The sequence below is a fragment of the Microbulbifer maximicatervae (SeqCode) genome, assembly GCF_052467815.1.
The window spans coordinates 2,598,977-2,620,261 of record NZ_CP174326.1 but is presented as its reverse complement, the minus strand read 5'-3'; the positions used below and the strand labels follow the sequence as shown (position 1 = coordinate 2,620,261).

Below are 21,285 nucleotides of genomic sequence, written 5' to 3'. Positions count from 1 at the left end.
TCTCTTTCTGTGAGCACGGGATTAAGCCGCAGCGCTCACAGGGTTTTCGTCGACTTCCTGTCCGCGGGACAGGCGCAACGCATTTAGCACTACGATCAGAGAACTCAGGGACATACCGATTGCCGCAGCCCAGGGCGGCACGAGACCGCAAAATGCCAGCGGCAGGGCAATCACGTTGTAGCCCAGAGCCCATGCCAGATTCTGCCGCACAATTCGGCGGCATTTGTACGCCAGCTCTATAGCTTTGGGCAGCACTTCGAGATCTCCGTTCAGCAAAATGGCATCGGCGCGGGACTGGGCCAGATCTGCCGCAGACATCATCGCCACAGAGGCATCGGCACCAGAGAGGACTGGCACATCATTGATGCCATCCCCCACCATTAACACCTTCTCACCATCGCTTTGCAGCTGCTTCATATGGCTGAGCTTGTCCTCTGGCGAGGCACCGGCGCGGTAGTTGCTGATACCCGCTCGCCCTGCCAGCCGCTCAACTTCCGCAGACTGGTCACCACTGAGCAGTTCCACTGAAAGACCTTGCTCAGTCAAACCCTCAACAGCGGTGGTTGCCGAGTCCCGTAACTTATCCCCCAACGCAATCCAGGCAATAGGGCCCAGGGAGTCGCCGAGCAGCAGCCACTGCCCCTCCACTTCGGGTGTGGAAATTTCCTCACTGGAGACAAAACTCGCCTTACCCAGCCGGTAACTGCCCCCCTCAATCTGCCCTTCCAGACCAGCCCCGGTATGAACTTTCAGATCAGTGGCGATGAGATTGCCACGCCAAGCGCGGAAGGCCCTGGCCAGGGGGTGATTGGTCTGGGATTCCAGGGCAGCGGCAACATCCTTAACCCGCTGCTCGCTCCAGTTGGCCCGCAGCAAATCAATATGCAGGATTCTCGGCTCACCTCGTGTCAGGGTACCGGTCTTGTCGAACAGCACCCGGCCGATACGCGGCAGCGTTTCCAGTAGGCTGCCTCCAGCCACAAGAAGTCCCAACTGCTGTAAACGCAGGGTGGCGGAAGCCAGGGCAGCAGGGGTTGCCAGCGACAGTGCGCAGGGGCAAGTCACCACCAGCACAGACAGGGATACCCAAAAAGCGCGACTGGGGTCGATTTGCCACCAGACAACAAACGCCGCCAGTGCCGCGAATAAAACGACACCGACAAAAATACCCGCAACCCGATCTGCCAGGGCCACTTGGTTGGGTTTATCTAATTGCGCCCGTTCTACCAGGCGCTCAATAGCGGACAAGCGAGTCGACTGCCCCGCTGCCGTAATTCGAATAGTCAGGGTGGAATCGCCGTTGACACTACCGGCATAAACCGGGCTGCCTGCAGACTTCTGTTGCAGTGCCGATTCACCGCTGAGCAGGGATTCATCCACACCACTAACGCCCTCCAGCACCTCCCCATCGGCGGGGATAGTGTCTCCCGGGCGCAACAAAACTTTATCCCCAACGACCAATGCGGCCACCGGTACATGGACAATATCATCCCCTTGGTATTTGGCCGCCGTCATCGGCAGCAACTGGGCCAAACCACCGCTGGCTAAGCCCGCCCGGTGGCGGGCGCGCATTTCCACCGTCCGCCCCAACAACAGGAAGAAGGTGAACATGGAGATAGATTCGAAGTACACCTCACCGGTGCCGAATACGGTGGCGTAAAAGCTGGCGACATAGGCCATACCAATCGCCAGGGACACCGGCACATCCATACTCAGGTGTCGGGCGCGCAGGCTGCGCAAAGCGGCACTGAAAAATGGGCGCGCCGCGTAGAAAACCACTGGCGTTGCTACCAGCAGGGAAACCCAGCGGAAGTAGCGCTCAAACTCGCCGACACCCTCTTCCGCTGCAGCACCAAAATACAGGGCGATGGCAAACATCATCACCTGCATGGTGCCGAGTCCGGCGACACCCAGGCGGCGCAGGGCGGCGCGGTGCTCGCTCTGGATCACGCTTTCCTGGTTGGCCGCAGTGGCCGGGGCCGGCCGGTAGCCAATCCGTTCCAGTTCGCCAAACAGCTCACTGGGTTTGATCTTGTCGGGATTAAAACCGATCTGGGCACGCTGGGTACTGGCGTTGACAGAGACCTTCTCAATCCCGTCCAACTGCCCCAGGTGCTTTTCTATCAACCACACACAGGCCGCACAGGTAATACCGCTAATCAACAGCGAGGCAATCTTGTTGCCGTTATCCCAATCGTGAACAAACTGCTGCTGCACTTCCGGCAAATCGTATGCCGCCCAGCGGTCCTGGGGTTGAGCTTCCTCCGGCCTGTCACTCTCCTTCTCCCGGAAGCGATAAAAGCCATCCAGACCACCGGAAACGATAGCGCTGGCTACCGCCTCACAGCCTGGACAACACATATCCCGGGCGGCCCCGTCGATAACCACCGAGTGGTTGCTGCCGGGAGGGACTGGAAGTCCGCAGTGATAACAGGAGGAGGAAGACGAAGTCATTGAGTTACTGCGTTCAGTGGCGCGGCATTGCCGAGATCGAAGTTGATTTCACCTTTCAGGCGCCAGTTGGCGTCCTGATGCGCATCGGGATCGAGTTCCGGCATCAAGCGCAGATACCAGCGATTCCCAACGCCTTCAGGCAAAGTGCCCTGGTAGCGGCCCACGGAGAGCTGGGAGAGCTCGATATGCTTATCCAGGTCAGACTCCACCGGGTGGCTCAATGTGAGCAGTAGGGCCTTGGGGTAGTCGAGGTCGCCATTCAGCTCCACGACAACCGATTTTTCAGAAGGCTGAAACTGGACCAAAGCGGCCAGACCCAGCTCTTTCGCGCGCAAGTCTTGCTCGGCGCTGAAGTGATACATGCGGCTGTCTTTGTAGTAAGTATCACTGACTTTATCGTCAGCAAAGCGCACCGCTATCGAGACTGTAATTGTGGAGACAACCACCACTGTAATCAGTGGGGCCAGTACCATCCACGCCCAAGGTTCCCGGTACCAGGGTTTTGGGGTTGATTCATTCATCGCGTTACCAAAAAGTTACCGTTTGTGCACAAAAGTCGAGCCCGCCTGGGCGGGCCCGTACTTTGCAACGGGATTGGCGTCCCGTCTACTGCTTTGGACCAATAAACACCGTTCGGTGCTTATCAACCAGCTCAGGATTGTCGACTGCCTGGACAACAATCTCGATATCGTGCTTGGTATCCTTCAGCTGGTCTCTGGGAACGCTTACCCGAATGGGGACGGAGAACATCTCTCCAGGCACCAGGTAAATCGTCTTCGGCTTGCGAATGGAGTAATCGTATTCAGGCTTACCTTCCACCTTGATGGTGAATTCGTGGGGAGCCTGGTCCATATTGTTGATTTTTACCGTGTAGACGTTTTGCACCTGCCCCTGGGACTCACGGAACATACGAGCACCGCGGTCGCGAGTGATTTCTGCCTCGATTGGGCTTCGAGTCATCACTTGCTGTGCAAACAGGCCGGTCATCGCAACCAATATCAACGCGTAGCCAAATAGGCGCGGGCGCAGGAAGCGGGTCTTTCCACCCTGCAATTCGTCCTCAGAGGTGAAGCGAATCAAGCCCTGCTCATAGCCCATCTTGTCCATCACGCTGTTACACGCATCGACACAGAGGCCACAGTTGATACATTCGTACTGCATGCCGTCGCGGATATCAATATCCACCGGACACACCTGAACACACCAGTAGCAGTCGATACAGTCGCCCATACCTTCCGCCTTGTAATCCACGTTCTTCTTGCGCGGACCACGGGTCTCACCCCGCTTGGCATCGTAGTAAACCGCCAGCGTATCCTCGTCGTACATCACCGACTGGAAACGGGCATAGGGGCACATGTATTTACACACCTGCTCACGCAGGAAGCCGGCGTTCATATAGGTGGCAAAAGTGAAGAAAGCGACCCAGAAAACACCCTGCGGGTGCGCGTTAAACGTCGCCAGATCCACGACCAGCTCGCGCACACCGTAGAAATAACCCACAAAGGCCAGTGCAGTTGCCAGCGAGATCAACAGCCAGATGGTATGTGTGCCACCCTTGCGCAGAACCTTTTCCAGGTTCCAGGGGGCCTTGTCGAGCTTCATTCGCTTGTTGCGATCGCCTTCACAAACCCTTTCTGCCCAGATAAACATCATGGTCCAGACGGTCTGCGGACAGGTGAAGCCACACCACACCCTGCCCAGTAAAGTGGTGACCGCAAACAGCGCGAAGGCGGCAATGATCAGCAGCCAACCTAGAAGGAAGCCGTCCTGGGGGCCGAAAGTAGTCCAGAAAATATGGAATTGGCGGGTGGGGAGATCAAAGAAGACCGACTGGCGCCCGTCGATATTGATCCAGGGTAGGAAGAAGAAAGCCAGCAGCAAAGGCAGGCCGGTATATTTGCGAACACGGGTGAAAACACCCTTGATATGTCGGATGTAGACTTTGTCTTCCGACTCATACAGCATGCGATAGCGAACTTCGCCATCACCTTCCTGTTCCTCACGGGTTGGAATTAAATCACTCACACAAACCTCACTCTCGCACGGGCACATCTTGTACGTGGGCCAGGTAGCCCCTTATGTTGAGGCTTTTTTCTCCGTCCCTGCAGCGCCCGGAGTCCCTTGATAAAACAAGGCCCAGCAAATGCCGGGCCTCAATAGTTAATTACTGCTTTTCTTCTTCCTGCTGCGACAGGCTGTAGACATAGGCCGCTACGAGGCGGATTTTGTCTTCACGCAGTTTATCTTTTTGCGCGGGCATCATATTTGTACGACCACCGCGAATAGTGTGTTGGATCTGTTCGCGATTGCTACCGTACAGCCAGATGTCGTCGGTCAGGTTCGGCGCACCCAGCATTTGGTTGCCTTTGGCATCCATACCGTGACAAGCCATACACACGGTGTTGAATACCTTCTGACCTTCGGCGGCCATGGCGGTGTCATGCTCCAGGCCGTTCAGGGAGAGAACATACTCTGTCGCATTTCTAACACCTTCTTCACCGATCACCGGACCCTGAGGAGGCATCATGCCCTGACGACCGTTGTACAGGGTTTCCAGGATTTTTTCCGGAGTGCCGCCGTACAGCCAGGCGTTATCAGTCAGGTTCGGGAAGCCGAAGTTACCGCCGGCATCTGCACCGTGACATACCGCACAGTTGTTAGCGAAGATCCGGGAACCCATCTTGAGAGCTTCAGGGCTCTGCGCAATCTGCTCGATAGGCATATTTTCGTACTTACCGAAGGTCTCGTGGAATCTCTCCTGAGCCTTAGCCTGGGAAGCTTCCAATGCACCGACAGAAGTCCAGTTGCCGACACCTTTGAAGTTACCCAGACCCGGGTAAACCACCAGATATCCCGCAGAGAACACCAGGGTGGCGACGAACAACATGAACCACCACTTGGGCAGCGGATTGTCGTATTCCTCGATGCCGTCGTAAACGTGGCCCGTGGTTTTGTTTTCCGGTTCAGCCTGGTCATCCACTGCCACCTTTCGGTTGGCGAACAGCACCCAGGTAATCAACGCCAGATTGGCGAGGGTGAGCACAATTACCCACACACTCCAGAATGTACTCATTACTTATCCTGCCCCTGTTTTCGATTGGCTCCGGGTTTATCCCCGGAATTGGATTCGTCCTGCTGAGCGGCCGACTTGTCCTTGTCGGCTTGTCGCTCTTCATCGGCAAATGGCAAATTGGCATCTTCTTCGAAGCGCTTCTTGCGCTTCGGAGAGAAGGCCCACCAGCAGATAGCCAGAAAAGCCACAGAGCCCAGAACCAGACCGATTTCCCGCAAAGTTTCAATAGTCACGAGTTTCCTTCCTCGCTATTAGCGTTTTTGGGTAACCAGGGTACCCAGCTGTTGCAAGTAAGCGACCAGCGCGTCAATTTCCTTGACCTTGCCACCTTTGAAAGGCTCAGCGGCGTTGGCGATGTCGTCATCGGTGTAGGGCACACCGACGAAGCGCAGCGCTTCCATCTTACGTGCGGTGTATTCGCCAGTTACCACATTGTCGAACAACCAGGGGTAAGCAGGCATGATTGACTCAGGCACAACACTGCGCGGGTTGTACAAGTGCGCGCGCTGCCATTCATCAGAGTAGCGTCCACCTACGCGCGCCAGGTCTGGACCGGTACGCTTGGAGCCCCACAGGAAGGGGTGCTCGTAAATGGATTCCTGAGCCATGGAGTAGTGGCCGTAACGCTCAACTTCCGCACGCAGAGGACGAATCATCTGGGTGTGGCAAACGTGGCAGCCCTCGCGAATGTAGATATCGCGACCTTCCAGCTCCATTGCTGTCAGCGGCTTCTGCCCCGGCAGCGGCGTGTAGTTATCCTTGGTAAAGAACTGCGGAACGATCTCAACCAGGGCGCCGAAACTGATGGCGATAATGGTGAAAAAGATCATCCAGCCGATGTTTTTTTCTACGAGGTCATGATTCTTCACGATCTAAACTCCTATGCCGCAGGCACTGCTCGAACGGTGTTATCGGCTTCGGCATCGTTTACCTTCTCGGTAATCGTGCGGTAAACGTTGTAAGCCATCAGCAGCATACCCACCAGGAACATGGCGCCGCCGATCCAGCGAACTACATAGCCCGGGTGGCTGGCTACAACACTCTCTACGAAGCTGTAAGTCAGGGTGCCGTCGGCGTTAAATGCACGCCACATCAGGCCCTGGGTAATACCGTTAACCCACATGGCGGCGATGTACAGAACAGTACCCACAGTGGCCAGCCAGAAGTGCGCGTTGATCAGCTTGGCGCTGTACATTTCGCGGCGTTTCCACAGAACCGGAACCAGGTGATACAGGGCACCGATAGAGATCATGGCAACCCAGCCCAAAGCGCCGGAGTGTACGTGGCCAACGGTCCAGTCAGTGTTGTGGGACAGGGCGTTTACAGTCTTGATGGACATCATCGGGCCTTCGAAGGTAGACATACCGTAGAAGGACAGGGATACCACCAGGAAGCGCAGGGTAGGATCGGTGCGCAGCTTATGCCATGCGCCGGACAGGGTCATGATGCCGTTGATCATACCGCCCCAGGAAGGTGCCAGCAGAATCAGGGACATAACCATCGCCAGGCTCTGAGCCCAATCGGGCAGCGCAGAGTAGTGCAGGTGGTGACCACCAGCCCATACGTACAGGGAGATCAGTGCCCAGAAGTGAACGATAGACAGCTGGTAGGAATAAACCGGACGACCCGCTTGCTTAGGTACGAAGTAGTACATGATGCCGAGGAAGGCTGCAGTCAGGAAGAACCCTACTGCGTTGTGGCCATACCACCACTGGATCATTGCGTCCTTAGTGCCCGAATAGATAGAGTAGGACTTGAACGGGCCAACAGGGATCTCCAGGTTATTAACGATATGGAGAACAGCAATAGTTACGATGTAAGCACCGAAGAACCAGTTCGCCACGTAGATGTGAGAAGTCTTACGCTTCATGATGGTGCCGAAGAACACCAGCGCGTAAGCAACCCAAACCAGGGCAATCAGGATATCGATAGGCCACTCGAGCTCAGCGTATTCCTTGGTGGAAGTGAAGCCCATCGGCAAGGTAATTGCCGCAGCGACGATAACGGCCTGCCATCCCCAGAAGGTGAAGGGGATCAGCCAGCCACCCCAAAGGCGGACCTGACAGGTACGCTGTACCACATAGTAAGAAGTGGCAAAGAGAACACTACCACCAAAGGCGAAAATTACCGCGTTGGTGTGCAGGGGCCTCAAGCGCCCGAAGTGCGAGAAGGGCTGCCAAAAGTCGTTGAGTTCAGGCCAGGCTAGCTGGGCTGCGATCAATACGCCCATGCCCATACCAAAAATGCCCCAGACCACGGACATGATGGTGAACTGGCGCACGATATTGTAGTCATAGTCCGGCACAGGGCCGGTCTTTGCCACCGTTGTCGTCATGTTTTTACTTCCGTTGCTTTTAAGATTCGGTTCCACTGTGCGGGACTGGCCCACCACAGAAGGTGTGTAACCACAATGTGTTAGGCACTGTGGTTACTTTTGGCCAGATAAGGATTTAAGCGCATCCCTGCCTAGCTATTGCTGATCTAAATCAACTAAATCAATTTTCTTCCTTTACCTGCCGCAATGCGCAGACGCAGGGCGTTGAGCTTGATAAAGCCCTCCGCATCCTTCTGGTCGTATGCGCCAGCATCATCTTCGAAAGTAGCGATACGCTCGTCGAAGAGGCTGTCTGCAGAGCGGCGGCCCACAGCACTCACGCTGCCTTTATACAACTTGAGCCGAACTTCGCCGTTCACCACATCCTGCGACTCATCAATCGCAGCCTGAAGCATGCGGCGCTCCGGGGACCACCAATAACCGTTGTAAACCAGGTCGGCGTAGCGCGGCATCAGGGAATCCTTCATGTGCGCCACTTCGCGATCCAGGGTGATGGATTCAATGGCGCGGTGCGCCTTCATCAAAATAGTGCCGCCCGGTGTTTCGTAGCAGCCGCGGGACTTCATTCCCACGTAGCGGTTTTCCACGATATCCAAACGACCGATACCGTTGGCTCCGCCCAACTTGTTCAGCTTCTCAAGCAAAGTAGCAGGACTTAAGCGCTCACCGTCGATAGAAACCGGGTCGCCCTTCTCAAAACCCAAAGTAATGTAGGTAGGCTCTTCCGGAGCGGCCTCGGGGCTCACACTCCAGCGCCACATATCCTCTTCGGCTTCCGCCCAGGGATCTTCGAGGTTGCCACCCTCATAAGAGATGTGCAGCAGGTTGGCATCCATGGAGTAAGGGGATTTCTTCTTGCTGGAAGAGAAGTCCACCGGAATATTGTGCTGCTCGCAGTACTGCATCAGCTTTTCGCGGGAGTTCAGGTCCCACTCGCGCCAGGGGGCGATAACCTGAATGCCCGGCTTTAGCGCGTAGGCGCCCAGTTCGAAGCGCACCTGGTCATTACCTTTACCGGTAGCACCGTGGGAAATGGCATCGGCGCCAGTCTCGTTGGCAATCTCAATCAGGCGCTTGGCAATCAGCGGGCGCGCAATAGAGGTACCCAGCAGGTACTCCCCTTCATAAATCGCATTGGCGCGGAACATCGGGAAAACGAAATCGCGCACATACTCTTCGCGCAGGTCGTCGATATAAATCTCTTTAACCCCGAGGGCCTCGGCCTTGGCACGGGCCGGTTCCACCTCTTCTCCCTGGCCGATATCTGCAGTGAAGGTCACCACTTCGCAGTTATAAGTATCCTGCAACCATCGCACGATTACTGACGTATCCAATCCACCGGAGTATGCCAGTACCACCTTTTCGATTTTGCTCATTGCTGTCCTCTGCTGCCGGAAATACGTCGCCACGACTAAACCGCGGAGACGGGGAATGCCACTACGCGAAACTAGTGTCGGTCTGGGGGAGTTATTCTTGGAGATATGCCCAGGATCGGTAAATTGCGGGCACAACAATACCCACACTCTTTGTCGGGGCGCGATTGTAGCGCCTAAGCTCGCGATCGACTAGCGCCAAGGCGCGAGTAAGCACAATTGATTGATTTTTAACCTTTTCGTGCATCGCAATTTTGTACAGCTTCGGGTAGCATTCGCGCCGCACAACGACTCACTACGCTAAGAAGCTTTACGGAGTACCATGACGGAGCAAATTACCCTTCGCGCCCCCGACGACTGGCACATTCACCTGCGCGACGGCGCCGCTCTCGGGCGCACCGTGCCCGATGCCGCAAAACAATTCCGCCGCGTGATTGTAATGCCCAACCTGGTACCCCCTGTGACCGATGCCGAAAGTGCAGTGGCATATAAGGAACGTATTGACGCCAATGTTCCCGCCGACACCCCTTTCGAACCCTTGATGGTGATCTACCTCACCGACAAGACCGACGCCGCCGTCATTCGCAAGGCTCATGAAGCCGGTGTTATCGCCGCCAAACTGTACCCAGCGGGCGCGACCACCAACTCCGATTCCGGCGTTACCGATATCGCCAACATCTACCCAGCCCTGGAAGAGATGCAGGCCTGCGGGATGAAGCTGTTGGTACACGGTGAAGTGACCACCAGCGATATCGATATCTTCGACCGCGAGCAGGCTTTTATCGAGAAAACCCTGTCCCGCCTGGTAGATGATTTCCCCACGCTGAAAGTGGTGTTTGAACATATCACCACTGCCCAAGCAGTAGAGTTTGTACAGGGCGCCCGCGAAGGCGTTGCCGCAACCATTACCGCGCACCACTTGCTGTACAACCGCAACCATATGCTGGTTGGCGGTATCCAGCCGCATTTTTACTGCCTGCCGATCCTCAAGCGCGGCTACCATCAAAATGCACTGATCGAAGCGGCCACCAGCGGTAACCCGAAGTTTTTCCTCGGCACCGACTCAGCCCCCCACGCCCACCACAAGAAAGAACACTCCTGTGGTTGCGCCGGTTGCTATACCGCCTACTCCGCTATTGAGCTATACGCCGAAGTATTCGAGCGCGCGGGCAAACTGGACAAGCTGGAAGGCTTTGCCAGTGAGTTCGGCCCCGACTTCTACGAACTGCCGCGCAACGAGGGCACCATCACCCTGGTCAAGAGCCCCTGGACCCTGCCAGAAAAACTGGATATGGGTGGTGAAAATCTGATTCCCCTCGCAGCCGGTGAAACCTTAAACTGGCAACTTGCGTAATCGGCGAATGCCCTGATTACAGCGTCTGCGGGGAGAGCACTCCCAGCGGGCGCCGCAATTCGAATACAATACCCTGCCCCACCAGCGCAAAATGCTGCTGGCCTGAAGACAAGATTTACAAGGAACCACCGTGACACCCGCCGAAGAACCCACAGGACCAAAAAGCTCTCTCGCCCAGCGATTCCGAGGCTTTCTGCCCGTGGTCATCGACCTTGAAACCGGCGGATTTAACGCCCGCACCGATGCACTGCTGGAAATTTCTGCAGTTATCCTCGACATGGATGACTCCGGCAACCTCTTCCCGCTGGAGACCCACAGTTTCCACCTGGAGCCTTTTGAGGGCGCCAACGTTGAGCAATCCGCTCTCGACTTTATTGGCATCGACCTGGAATCCCCGGATCGCGACGCCTGGCCGGAAGAAATCGCCATCCCCGAGCTGTTCCGCAAGATTCGCAGCGCCGTGAAAAAGCACAGCTGCACCCGCGCCATCGTGGTTGCCCACAATGCCCACTTCGACCTGGGCTTCGTCAATGCAGCAGTCGAGCGGACCGGCATCAAGCGCAACCCATTCCACCCGTTCTCCTGCTTCGATACTGCCAGTCTCGCCGGCCTCGCCTACGGCCAGACTGTATTGGCCAAAGCTTGCCAGGTTGCCGGAATCGAGTTTGATAACAACTGCGCCCACTCCGCCGAATACGATGCAGAAAAAACCGCAACCCTGTTTTGCGGCATCGTGAACAAGTGGAAAGAGATGGGTGGCTGGCCGCTGGAAACCGAAGAGACCACAGAAGAAGCTGAATAACGCACTATTCTTCCGGGCTGCCTCGAAGCGGCCCGATTTATCCAAAAACGACAGAATTACTCGAAAACTGTCGACAAAATATCCGCTATGCGCAGACTCTGGCCACTTGGGTGATTTTTTGTTCAAACCGTGCTAATATGGCCCGCTTACACATAAAAACCGGATAGCGCCGTGGCCAAGAAACCTTCCTCTTCCTCCAATCGCAAACAAGCCGCTCCCCTCGAGACCAGCGAAAGTATCGAGGAGCAGGTAAAGGCGTTCCTCGCCGGTGGCGGTGAGATCGAGCAGGTGCCCAAAGGGGTGAGCGGCCAGACCAACACTTCCGGCCCCAAGCACATCACCCTCGGCAAAAAGCCCAGAGACTAACCTCCGCGCAATAAAAAACCCCGACGGCGCTCCGCTGATCAACAGCAAAGCGCGGCCGGGGCCGCTCGAATATGGCTGCGTCAACGCAGCCACTTCTCATTCACATCAGGGCATTTCTTCCAGTTCCGCACCCTCTTTCACCGGCGGCATCAGGTCTTCTTTGTTGATATTCAAAGCCATCAGCACGTTGGCAGCTACGTAAACAGAGGAGTAAGTACCCACTACCACACCCACAATTAAGGCCAGGGAGAAGTTGTGGATCAATTCCCCACCGAAGAACTGCAGCGCCCACAGCACCAGCAAGGTGGTGAAGGACGTCATAAAGGTACGGCCCAGGGTCTGACTGATAGAGATATTGATAATCTCCTCAGACTCAGCCTTGCGCACCTTGCGGAAGTTCTCGCGGATACGGTCCGATACCACGATGGTATCGTTCAGGGAGTAACCGATCACCGCCAACACGGCCGCCAGCACAGTTAAATCGAAGTCCAATCCCATCACCGCAAAGAATCCCAGTACGATAATCACATCGTGGCCCAGAGCCGCTACAGCGCCGAAAGAGAACTTGTACTGGAAGCGCAGGGCAACGTAGATCATCACCATAAACAGGGCCAGCATCATGCCCAGGCCGCCGTCGTCGCGCAGCTCAGCACCTACCTGTGGGCCCACCATCTCGACACGGCGCAGCTCAACATCTCCCTCACTGCCCTCTCTCAGGAGAGCCACAACCTTGTCACCGATCGGTGTCGTTGTTTCCTGATCGGTAGCACTGATCTGGATTTCTTCCTCGGTTACCGCAGGGGGCAACTTGATCAGCAGGTCCTTCTCAGAACCAAAATTCACTACCGTGGCACCGTCGTAACCCGCTGCTTCCAGCTGATCGCGCACGTCGCTAATGAAAGGCGTTACCTCATAGCCCACTTCAACCTGGGTACCACCGGTAAAGTCCAGGCCGAACTTCAGGCCGTTCATTGCCAGTGCGGCGATGGAGGCGAGTACCAACACCACCGAAACAATCCCGGCGATCTTGCGCCAGCGCATAAAGTCGTAGACGCGCTTGCCCATGTACTCGGTAATTTTGCCGTTATCCACTTTGGTCTCACTCATGACTGACTCCCTTAAATCCAGAGCTTCTGCACACGGCGACCGCCGTAGAACAAGTTAACAATTGCTCGCGTACCCATAATGGCACTGAACATGGAGGTGAGAATACCGATAGACAGGGTTACCGCGAAGCCCTGTACCGGGCCGGAGCCGATGGCATACAGGATCACCGCCACAATCAGGGTGGTGATGTTCGCATCCACAATGGTGCTGTAAGCATTGTCAAAACCGGCACTGATCGCTGTTTGGGGAGGCATCCCATTCCTGAGTTCCTCCCGTATTCGCGAGAAGATAAGCACGTTGGCATCCACCGCCATACCCACGGTCAATACGATACCGGCGATACCGGGCAGCGTGAGGGTTGCACCCAACAGCGACATGACCGCCACCAGCAGGATCATATTCACCGCCAGGGCCAGGTTCGCGGCCAAGCCAAATACGCGGTAGGAAATCAGCATACAGATAATCACAGCCAACAGACCGATCTGTACGGATTGCACACCCACCTTGATGTTATCGGCACCCAGGGATGGGCCGATCACACGCTCTTCCACAAAGTACATGGGCGCAGCCAGGGCACCGGCACGCAGCAACAGGGCCAGTTCCTGGGCTTCGGCCGGACTATCCAGACCTGTGGTGCGGAACTGCTTGCCCAGCGCACTCTGTACTGTGGCCAGATTAATAATCTTTCTCTCTTCGGTGCGCTTCTGCACGGTAACTTCGTTACCGTTTTCGTCGATTTCGGTTACCGGCTCAAATCGAGTCTCGATAAACAGGGTGCCCATACGGCGGCCGACATTCTTCCAGGTAGCGCGATGCATCATCTCGCCACCTCGGGCATCGAGAGTGATATTTACCTGAGGGAAGCCGCTCTCGTCGTAACCGACTCGGGCATTGGTAACGCTGTCACCTTTGATAATGATCTGGCGCTCCAACCAGGCACCACCGTACAGCTGTTGCTCCTCGGGGTCACGACGCTCAAAGTATTCCTTGTTGGAAACCAACTCATCCGGGCGGGCTTCCATACGGTATTCGAGGTTGGCGGTCTTACCGATAATACGCTTGGCCTCTGCGGTGTCCTGTACACCGGGCAGCTCCACAACGATACGGTTGCGACCCTGGCGCTGTACGATCGGCTCTGCAACACCCAGCTCGTTCACCCGGTTGCGCAAAGTGGTGAGGTTCTGGGTTACTGCGTAATCTTCCAGCTGCTTGATTTCCTGATCGGTCAGGGTTGCGCGGATCTCCAGGTTTTCGCCGCTGCCGGACTCGCGCAGTTGAAGCTGCGGAAATTCCTTGCGCATAGTGGACATCGCCAGGCTGCGCAGCTCATCGTTGCGGAAGCGGGCAATAATCTCGCGATCATCCACCAGCTCCACATTGCGGTAACGGGCCTTGGCTTCGCGCAGTTTGCTCTTCACTTCCTGCTCGTAGCTTTCCATGTTGTTTTTGACGATGGTGTTGGTGTCGACTTCCATCAGGAAGTGCACACCACCCGCCAGGTCCAGACCGAGCTTCATCGGGCTAGCGCCGATATCTTTCATCCACTGGGGTGTGGTGGAAGCCAGGTTCAGGGCGACAACATAGTTGGTGGTACCGAGAGCTTTTTGAATCGCCTCTTTAGCCGGCAACTGCTCCTCCATGGAGTTCAAGCGGATCAGTACTGACTTGTCCCCAACTTCGCCGCCGAAGTGAGCAATACCCGCTTCATCCAGGGCTTTTTGTGCATTCGCAAGGACATCGGGGCCGATGGTGAGTGCACTGGATTGCCCGGAAATCTGCACGGCAGGGTCCGGCTTATAGAGATTGGGCGCGGCGTACATCAGGCCAAAGGCCACAACCGCGAGAATCAGAAAGTACTTCCAGATCGGGTAGCGATTCATGCTGTTCTCATTGTTCTAGTGTGACCCCGAGGGCCGGTAAATCTTGGCAATCTGCCTAAGCAATTTGCCTGGATATGCGGGCAGTATACGCAGAATGCAAGGTACACCGCCCCCAATAAAAGTGGGGGCTGATTATACGGGGATCGTGGGAACGGACAAATTACAGGGGTGCCGCAATGAGACGGGCAGCACCCCAGGCAGGGTAAAAGCGACGCCTGATCAGGCCTCCAGCGCTGGAACCTCGCGGCCCAGACCACGGTAGAACTCGGCGACATAAGCCTCCAATTCATTGGCGGCAATGGCATCGCGCAGCTTTTGCATCAAGCGCTGGTAGTGGCGCAGATTGTGAATCGTATTCAGCTGCGCACCAAGAATTTCACCACAGCGATCCAGGTGATGCAGGTAAGCGCGGGAGAAATTCTCACAGGTATAGCAATCGCACTCTTCCTCCAAGGGGCCCGTATCGTGACGGTGCCTGGCGTTGCGGATTTTCACCACACCTTCGAAAGTAAACAGGTGGCCATTACGCGCATTGCGAGTGGGCATGACGCAGTCGAACATATCCACACCGCGACGCACCGCCTCGACAATATCCTCCGGCTTGCCCACGCCCATCAGGTAGCGCGGCTTATCTTCCGGCATCTTGTGAGCCAGGTGATCCAAGACCTTGATCATCTCCTCTTTAGGCTCACCCACAGACAGGCCACCAATGGCATAGCCATCGAAACCAATTTCGGTCAGGCCGCGCAGGGACACATCGCGCAACTCCGGGAACATACCGCCCTGCACAATACCGAACAGCGCCGACGGGCTATCGCCGTGAGCCTTCTTGGAGCGCTCCGCCCAGCGCAGGGACAGCTCCATAGATTTGCGTGCTTCATCAGTGGTGGCCGGATAAGGGGTGCACTCATCGAAGATCATGACGATATCGGAACCCAGGTCCCGCTGAACGCGCATAGATTCTTCCGGGTCCAGGAATACCGGGCTGCCATCGATAGGCGAGCGGAAGGAAACCCCCTCTTCCGTAATCTTGCGCAGCTCACCCAAGCTAAACACCTGGAAACCGCCGGAGTCGGTGAGGATCGGACCGGACCACTGGGTAAAATCGTGCAGATCACCGTGGGCTTTAACCACTTCGGTGCCCGGGCGCAGCATCAGGTGGAAGGTATTGCCCAGAATAATCTGTGCACCGATCCCTTCGATATCCCTCGGCAACATGCCTTTCACGGTGCCGTAAGTGCCCACCGGCATAAACGCCGGGGTTTCCACCACACCGCGAGGGAAACGCAAGCGGCCGCGACGGGCCTTGCCATCAGTGGTATCCACTTCAAACTGCATAAAACATTCGCGGCTCACGGGGTATCTCCTTTCGCTGGTGCTACTTCTTCTTTTTTGGCATTGGGATCGCGGGTAATAAACATGGCATCGCCGTAACTAAAGAAGCGATAGCGCTCCTCAACTGCGGCCTTATAAGCGGTCATCGTATGCTGGTACCCCGCGAAGGCACTCACCAGCATCAATAAGGTGGACTCCGGCAGGTGGAAGTTGGTGATCAACTTATCCACAACCTGGAATTCATAACCGGGATAAATAAAGATATCTGTCTCCCCCACCGTGGCCTGTAACTGGCCACTGCGCGCCGCACTTTCCAGCGCGCGTACGCTGGTGGTACCCACGGCAATCACGCTGCCATTGCGAGCGCGACAAGCAGTTACCGCATCCACCACATCCTGGGAGACATCCAGCACTTCGCTGTGCATCTGGTGCTCATAAATATTGTCCACGCGCACCGGTTGGAAAGTACCGGCACCCACATGCAGGGTAACGAAGACAACCTCGACACCTTTATCCCGCAATGCGCCAATCATCTCATCATCAAAGTGCAGCCCCGCCGTCGGAGCCGCCACAGCACCGGCATTGCGGCCGTATACGGTTTGGTAGCGCTCGCGATCGCTGGCATCGTCTTCACGATCAATATAAGGAGGCAGCGGCATATGGCCGAGGCGATCCAGAATCGCCAGCACACCCTCTTCTTTAGGGAAGGACAATTCAAACAATGCATCCTTGCGGCCGGTCACTTCTATACGGGTGCCGTCTTCAAGGACGATGGTGGAACCGGGCTTAGGCGACTTACTGGAGCGCACATGGGCCCAGATATCCGTCTCATTGAGCACCCGCTCCACCAGGATTTCCAACTTACCGCCGGTCTCCTTCTGCGCGAACAAACGCGCCGGGATCACCCGGGTATCGTTAAAGACTATCAGGTCACCAGCTTGGACCTGATCGAGAATATCTGGGAACTGCCGATGTGCAATGGCCCCACTGGGCCCATCCAGACACAAAAGACGGCTGCCACGGCGCTCCTCGGTGGGCGCGCGGGCGATCAGCTCATCGGGCAGATGAAAGTCAAAGTCCTGACGCTGCATGGAATCCTGGAAATCTAGAAACTATGGAGAGGTCGCGAAGGTTATAGGAAATTTTAGGAGCTGTTAACTGCGACGACAGAAAATGCGCTAAGTTATTGAAATCACTGGTTGACCCAAGCGAAAGCATTGCTATAATCACGCCCTCTTCGCACCGACCCCAAGGTCGAGCAGCGAAAGTGCCAGAGTGGTGAAATTGGTAGACACAGGGGATTCAAAATCCCCCGCCCTTAAAAGCGTGCCGGTTCGAGTCCGGCCTCTGGTACCATATATCAAACCCGCGATAGCGTTAGCTTTCGCGGGTTTTTTGTTTCTGCGCAGGCAACTTTGTAAAAGATTCATTTGTTGGTTTCAGCGCCAAAGTGTCAACGCAAAATCACGTTGACACTTTTCTTTCAATCCAGCCTTCCAGATATGAAAGCTATCTTCACGATACATTGCTGCTGAAAACACATATTGGCCTTAGATACAAAGACAGCAATACTGGGATTGAAATAGGCGCCTCTAAAGTTGACTTTGGTATTAATTGAATAGATACCATGCATCAGTGACAAGCAGGGAAATGTTGTTATGTTGGATGATGAATTAGGGTGGTCAGGAAAGATAATGTTAGGAGCAATGTTACTCGCGTTGCTTTTCTTTGTAATTTCCAAAGATATATCAATGTTTTTTTGGGGTATTTTTGCCGCTTCAATGGGAGGGAGGCTGATATTTGGTATAGGTGAACTGGTGACGGGCTATTACAAAAACAGAGAGTGGGGAGGTATTGTTCTTTCTGTCCTTGCCCTTCTACTTGGCATTGGGCTTGTGCTGGAGGGAATAGGCTTAATTTTCGGTATCGAAGAGCTTGTAATAGGTATTTCTGCACCTTGAAGCCCTAGTAAACACTAGACTTTCACCCTGTTATTGACTTTTCACGCTATGAGGAATTTCTTCACTCCTCTTCATAACTCTTCATTTTGTGAAATCCCTATTACCCCTAGAGCCCGTACCAGCTCAGGGCGTAACCCAATTCTCAATTTCACCAACCCAAAGAGCGCCCAAAATCGGCAGGCGTGGGGAGGAGTGACCAGCGCCACTTTTTACTGCAAAATTAACAACTAATTAAAGCCAGAGAGAGTTGGTTATACAAAGTTTTGAAGGTTAGCGCTTGATTCTTGGCTTTATCGGGCTGGAAGAATACAAGGAAAGGAAATGAAATGAAATCAATTCAGCAGCCGAGCATCAGACAAAAGCAGCCCCCCAATCAGCTTAAAATTAGTGGAAGTTATAGCATCGAGATCAGTAGTCAATAGATAAGAACTTAAATAAATTGAACTATTCCTGCTATTGATTCAATCATAAATACTCTCTTGCAATATACTTTAGATAATGACAAAAGGAAAATAAGAATGGAATATGGAGTTCAGGTAAGAGCAGAAGATGAAATTTTTAAAGAGTTAGAAACTCTATGCTCGTCTAAAAGCTTCATACATGTAATTGCTTTTTTTTGTTTCAAAGATACTTTTATCCACACTGCTGGTGAACGTCTATCTGCAGAAACACTTTCCCAACAGTTTGACAAGTCTAGATTGTCCCGCACCGAAATATCGTCACTAATAGGGCTAATGTGTAAAAACAATGTCAACCTTGAACCTTTAACTCGCGAAAAATTAGAAGAGCTATCTGAAAAAACATGGACTTTATTGGCGGAACTGCATCAGAGCTTCATCGGCCAATTACATCGCCCGGAATATCTTACAGGAACACCCGGAAGCAATCCGGCAAAAAACCATTCCATGAGAGAAGCTATATTCTATGCCGGTGAAGGCGTATACAAACACCAATATAGAGATTTAGCAAAACTAAGATATCAGAATGATTTGCAGTGGATTCGAGATAACAAAGGATTTTCATTCAATGATATTTCCGAGGTCTTCAGAAGTATTGAGAAGCTTCAACTAGAAAAAATTAACCTCTTAGTAAATGACGCTGGGACTTTGATACTGGACAATTATCTTCCCATGTTTCAGTTCAGCATTGGTGAACTAGCGGAGCTCTGCAAGATAAATCCTGAGCAAATAACATCAATCATCAAAGCCTTTTCCTCTGAACTCAATGAAGGAATGGAATCCTTTACAAGCATTGATGACTTTAACTATAAAAACGCTTTCCCGATCCTAAAATTAGAAGATGATAAATACGTTTCCTTTCAGAGCTACAGCCTATGGGAAAGCCAATACGAAAGTCCTTTTTTTTGGTTCAACTCAGACAAAAAATACAAGAAAACCGCAGAAATAAATAGAGGATATTTCACCGAAGATTTTACTGCAAAAAGACTTACTGAAGTTTTCACAAAAGAACATGTTTTCACGAATGTAATCATATACGAAGGCAAAAACCAGGCTGCTGAAATTGACGTCCTAGTGATTTTTGGAAATACCGCAATTATAGTCCAGGCAAAATCAAAAAAACTCACAATTGCGGCCCGCAAAGGAAATAGCTTACAGTTAAAGGATGACTTCAAAAAAGCAGTTGAAGATGCCTGTAAACAAGCATATTTATGTGCCACTCTGCTAGAAAAAAATGGGACTGTGTTAAAAGACGCAAATGGAAATACCTTACAAATTGAAAATGAAATTGAAACAATCTACCCATTCTGTATAGTTTCAGATTATTATCCAGCAATTTCGGCTCAAGCTAGAGAGTTCCTTAAATATACAACATCGAAGAAGATAAAAGCACCCTATGTGATGGATGTATTTCTCGTTGATCTTCTAGCTGAAATACTGTCAACACCACTTTTTTTCCTTGATTATATCAGAAAGAGAACTGACCTTTTAGGGACAATAATCTCCCACCACGAACTCGTCATCTTCAGCTTTTACCTAGCACATAATTTAAACTGTAATGGTGAATATGATTTAATAATGCTGGATGACAATCTATCTGCAGATCTTGAGCTAGCTATGCTAGCCAGAAGAGAAGGGGGAAATGCCCACCCCATCCCGCCAGGGATACTCACTTATTATCAAACAGGTTTTGCCGGAACCATTATTGATGACATAAAGCGCTCCGAGGATTTTGGGCTACTAAATCTTGGCTATTTCCTCCTTTCATTAAATGAAGAAAGCATTAATCAACTTAATATTAGAATCAAACGGATGATTCAACTATACGAAAAAGACAAAAAAAATCACGATGTTACATTCCCATTACTGGAAAAAAAATCCGGCATAACAATACACTGTAACTCATCCCCACCGGAAATAGCCTTCTCTCTACTTTGCAATCATTGCGAGCTAAGAAAGTACTCAGTGAAAGCAGAAACATGGCATGGCATCTGCTTTAGCCCTCTAACAAAGCGCTTTAGGTTTTCAACCTATCATTCTTCCGACTGGGAGCAATCCGATGAAATGGATGCCCTCACTTCTAGTTTGCGCTCAATAAATGAAATCAATGGAATCAAGACGAAAAAAGAAAGGAAAGTAAAAACAGGAAGAAATCAAAAGTGTCCATGCGGCAGCAACAAGAAATACAAACAATGCTGCTTATAAACAACTTACCCCTCCGAAGCATTGAAATAGTTTTTAGCCACTTTCAGAAACTGGATTGGCACTTTTGTTTTCCCGCAAGAATCAAAAAGCAAGGAACGCTGACATAGGGATGAAAAAGGTACGCCCAGAGCTCTTTATTCGATAGGTTAGTTCAGACTTGATCTGATAGTTACCGATTTTCCGCAGCGGCTCTTTCAGGTTAAGTCTAAACTACTATAAATAATCGCAAATAAGACCCCAAACTCGTTCCCAGTAATCGTCGCCTCTTGCTTCAAGTCTAGCCCTTTACAGGACTAGAATAGTCCCCGAGAGTGCGGAGCCTGCTAGCAAGGTGAAGACATTCTTCTCTCTAAAACCCCACCCCACTTTATCGAATACTCGGTATAGGTTCCGGTCACAATATCAAGAACTTGCAGCCAGGAATAAAACTCTGCTTTCTTAGACTTCGCAATCTCTTTCGCTAGCTCTATTGCCATTTCTTTAGTAGGCGCAGAACCTCTAAAACTCTCTGCACCACTATTCATTAGATAGATTCTCTCAGCAAAAATGGTACATCTGTTTATATTCTTTTCCATAATCATC

Annotated in this window: 18 protein-coding genes and 1 tRNA gene; 6 read left to right on the top strand and 13 right to left on the bottom strand. The window is 53.0% G+C overall.

Going from position 1 to position 21,285, the window contains the following annotated elements; translation table 11 throughout:
- Nucleotides 1–21 precede the first annotated feature (21 nt).
- From ACJJIW_RS11370 to ACJJIW_RS11335, 8 genes are all read right to left on the bottom strand, one after another.
- A complete protein-coding gene (locus ACJJIW_RS11370; protein ID WP_444935204.1) occupies nucleotides 22–2,454 on the bottom strand; it encodes a heavy metal translocating P-type ATPase in 2,433 nt (810 codons plus the stop codon).
- On the bottom strand, nucleotides 2,451–2,975 hold the full coding sequence (locus ACJJIW_RS11365; RefSeq protein WP_413664705.1) for a FixH family protein: 525 nt from the start codon (nucleotides 2,973–2,975) through the stop codon (nucleotides 2,451–2,453). The genes ACJJIW_RS11370 and ACJJIW_RS11365 overlap by 4 nt, the downstream gene beginning before the upstream one ends.
- 85 nt (nucleotides 2,976–3,060) lie before the next feature.
- A complete protein-coding gene (gene ccoG, locus ACJJIW_RS11360) occupies nucleotides 3,061–4,479 on the bottom strand; it encodes a cytochrome c oxidase accessory protein CcoG (protein WP_413664704.1) in 1,419 nt (472 codons plus the stop codon).
- A gap of 139 nt (nucleotides 4,480–4,618) precedes the next feature.
- Nucleotides 4,619–5,527: a cytochrome-c oxidase, cbb3-type subunit III gene (ccoP, locus tag ACJJIW_RS11355; RefSeq protein ID WP_444912289.1), complete on the bottom strand. Its 909-nt coding sequence runs from the start codon at nucleotides 5,525–5,527 to the stop codon at nucleotides 4,619–4,621.
- Nucleotides 5,527–5,760, bottom strand: a complete 234-nt coding sequence (locus ACJJIW_RS11350; protein WP_413664702.1) for a cbb3-type cytochrome oxidase subunit 3 — start codon at nucleotides 5,758–5,760, stop codon at nucleotides 5,527–5,529. The genes ccoP and ACJJIW_RS11350 overlap by 1 nt, the downstream gene beginning before the upstream one ends.
- A gap of 18 nt (nucleotides 5,761–5,778) precedes the next feature.
- Nucleotides 5,779–6,396, bottom strand: a complete 618-nt coding sequence (gene ccoO / locus ACJJIW_RS11345; RefSeq protein WP_413664701.1) for a cytochrome-c oxidase, cbb3-type subunit II — start codon at nucleotides 6,394–6,396, stop codon at nucleotides 5,779–5,781.
- 11 nt (nucleotides 6,397–6,407) lie between these two features.
- Entirely contained in the window at nucleotides 6,408–7,862 is a 1,455-nt protein-coding gene (gene ccoN, locus ACJJIW_RS11340) for a cytochrome-c oxidase, cbb3-type subunit I (RefSeq protein ID WP_444935203.1), read from the bottom strand.
- Nucleotides 7,863–8,017: 155 nt separating this feature from the next.
- On the bottom strand, nucleotides 8,018–9,238 hold the full coding sequence (locus ACJJIW_RS11335) for an argininosuccinate synthase (protein ID WP_444935202.1): 1,221 nt from the start codon (nucleotides 9,236–9,238) through the stop codon (nucleotides 8,018–8,020).
- Between the two features lie 319 nt (nucleotides 9,239–9,557).
- Here ACJJIW_RS11335 and pyrC point away from each other — a divergent pair, with 319 nt between their 5' ends.
- From pyrC to ACJJIW_RS11320, 3 genes are all read left to right on the top strand, one after another.
- Nucleotides 9,558–10,589 carry a dihydroorotase gene (gene pyrC / locus ACJJIW_RS11330; protein WP_444891808.1) on the top strand — a complete coding sequence of 344 codons (1,032 nt, stop codon included), beginning with the start codon at nucleotides 9,558–9,560 and terminating at the stop codon, nucleotides 10,587–10,589.
- A 130-nt stretch (nucleotides 10,590–10,719) separates the two neighbouring features.
- On the top strand, nucleotides 10,720–11,391 hold the full coding sequence (rnt, locus tag ACJJIW_RS11325; protein WP_282931564.1) for a ribonuclease T: 672 nt from the start codon (nucleotides 10,720–10,722) through the stop codon (nucleotides 11,389–11,391).
- 171 nt (nucleotides 11,392–11,562) lie between these two features.
- Nucleotides 11,563–11,757: a PFL_1563 family small protein gene (locus ACJJIW_RS11320; RefSeq protein WP_282931563.1), complete on the top strand. Its 195-nt coding sequence runs from the start codon at nucleotides 11,563–11,565 to the stop codon at nucleotides 11,755–11,757.
- 105 nt (nucleotides 11,758–11,862) lie between these two features.
- On the opposite strand, the gene secF is transcribed toward ACJJIW_RS11320, so the two are convergent.
- The 4 genes from secF to queA form a co-directional block, all read right to left on the bottom strand.
- Nucleotides 11,863–12,864 carry a protein translocase subunit SecF gene (gene secF, locus ACJJIW_RS11315; RefSeq protein ID WP_444891809.1) on the bottom strand — a complete coding sequence of 334 codons (1,002 nt, stop codon included), beginning with the start codon at nucleotides 12,862–12,864 and terminating at the stop codon, nucleotides 11,863–11,865.
- 11 nt (nucleotides 12,865–12,875) lie between these two features.
- Nucleotides 12,876–14,744 (bottom strand): protein translocase subunit SecD, encoded by a 1,869-nt coding sequence (gene secD / locus ACJJIW_RS11310; RefSeq protein ID WP_444891810.1) that lies wholly within the window; start codon nucleotides 14,742–14,744, stop codon nucleotides 12,876–12,878.
- Nucleotides 14,745–14,963: 219 nt separating this feature from the next.
- Nucleotides 14,964–16,082 (bottom strand): tRNA guanosine(34) transglycosylase Tgt, encoded by a 1,119-nt coding sequence (gene tgt / locus ACJJIW_RS11305; protein WP_444937362.1) that lies wholly within the window; start codon nucleotides 16,080–16,082, stop codon nucleotides 14,964–14,966.
- A 14-nt stretch (nucleotides 16,083–16,096) separates the two neighbouring features.
- Nucleotides 16,097–17,170: a tRNA preQ1(34) S-adenosylmethionine ribosyltransferase-isomerase QueA gene (queA, locus tag ACJJIW_RS11300; RefSeq protein ID WP_444935201.1), complete on the bottom strand. Its 1,074-nt coding sequence runs from the start codon at nucleotides 17,168–17,170 to the stop codon at nucleotides 16,097–16,099.
- 178 nt (nucleotides 17,171–17,348) lie between these two features.
- On the opposite strand from queA, the gene ACJJIW_RS11295 reads away from it, so the two are divergent.
- From ACJJIW_RS11295 to ACJJIW_RS11285, 3 genes are all read left to right on the top strand, one after another.
- Nucleotides 17,349–17,435 (top strand) — tRNA-Leu (locus ACJJIW_RS11295).
- 302 nt (nucleotides 17,436–17,737) lie between these two features.
- Nucleotides 17,738–18,040, top strand: coding sequence for a hypothetical protein (locus tag ACJJIW_RS11290; protein ID WP_444935200.1), 303 nt, complete (start codon nucleotides 17,738–17,740; stop codon nucleotides 18,038–18,040).
- A gap of 518 nt (nucleotides 18,041–18,558) precedes the next feature.
- Nucleotides 18,559–20,703, top strand: a complete 2,145-nt coding sequence (locus tag ACJJIW_RS11285) for an NERD domain-containing protein (protein ID WP_444935199.1) — start codon at nucleotides 18,559–18,561, stop codon at nucleotides 20,701–20,703.
- A gap of 323 nt (nucleotides 20,704–21,026) precedes the next feature.
- Here the strand turns inward: ACJJIW_RS11285 and ACJJIW_RS11280 are convergent, their stop codons facing one another.
- A complete protein-coding gene (locus ACJJIW_RS11280; protein ID WP_444935198.1) occupies nucleotides 21,027–21,278 on the bottom strand; it encodes a hypothetical protein in 252 nt (83 codons plus the stop codon).
- Nucleotides 21,279–21,285 lie beyond the last annotated feature (7 nt).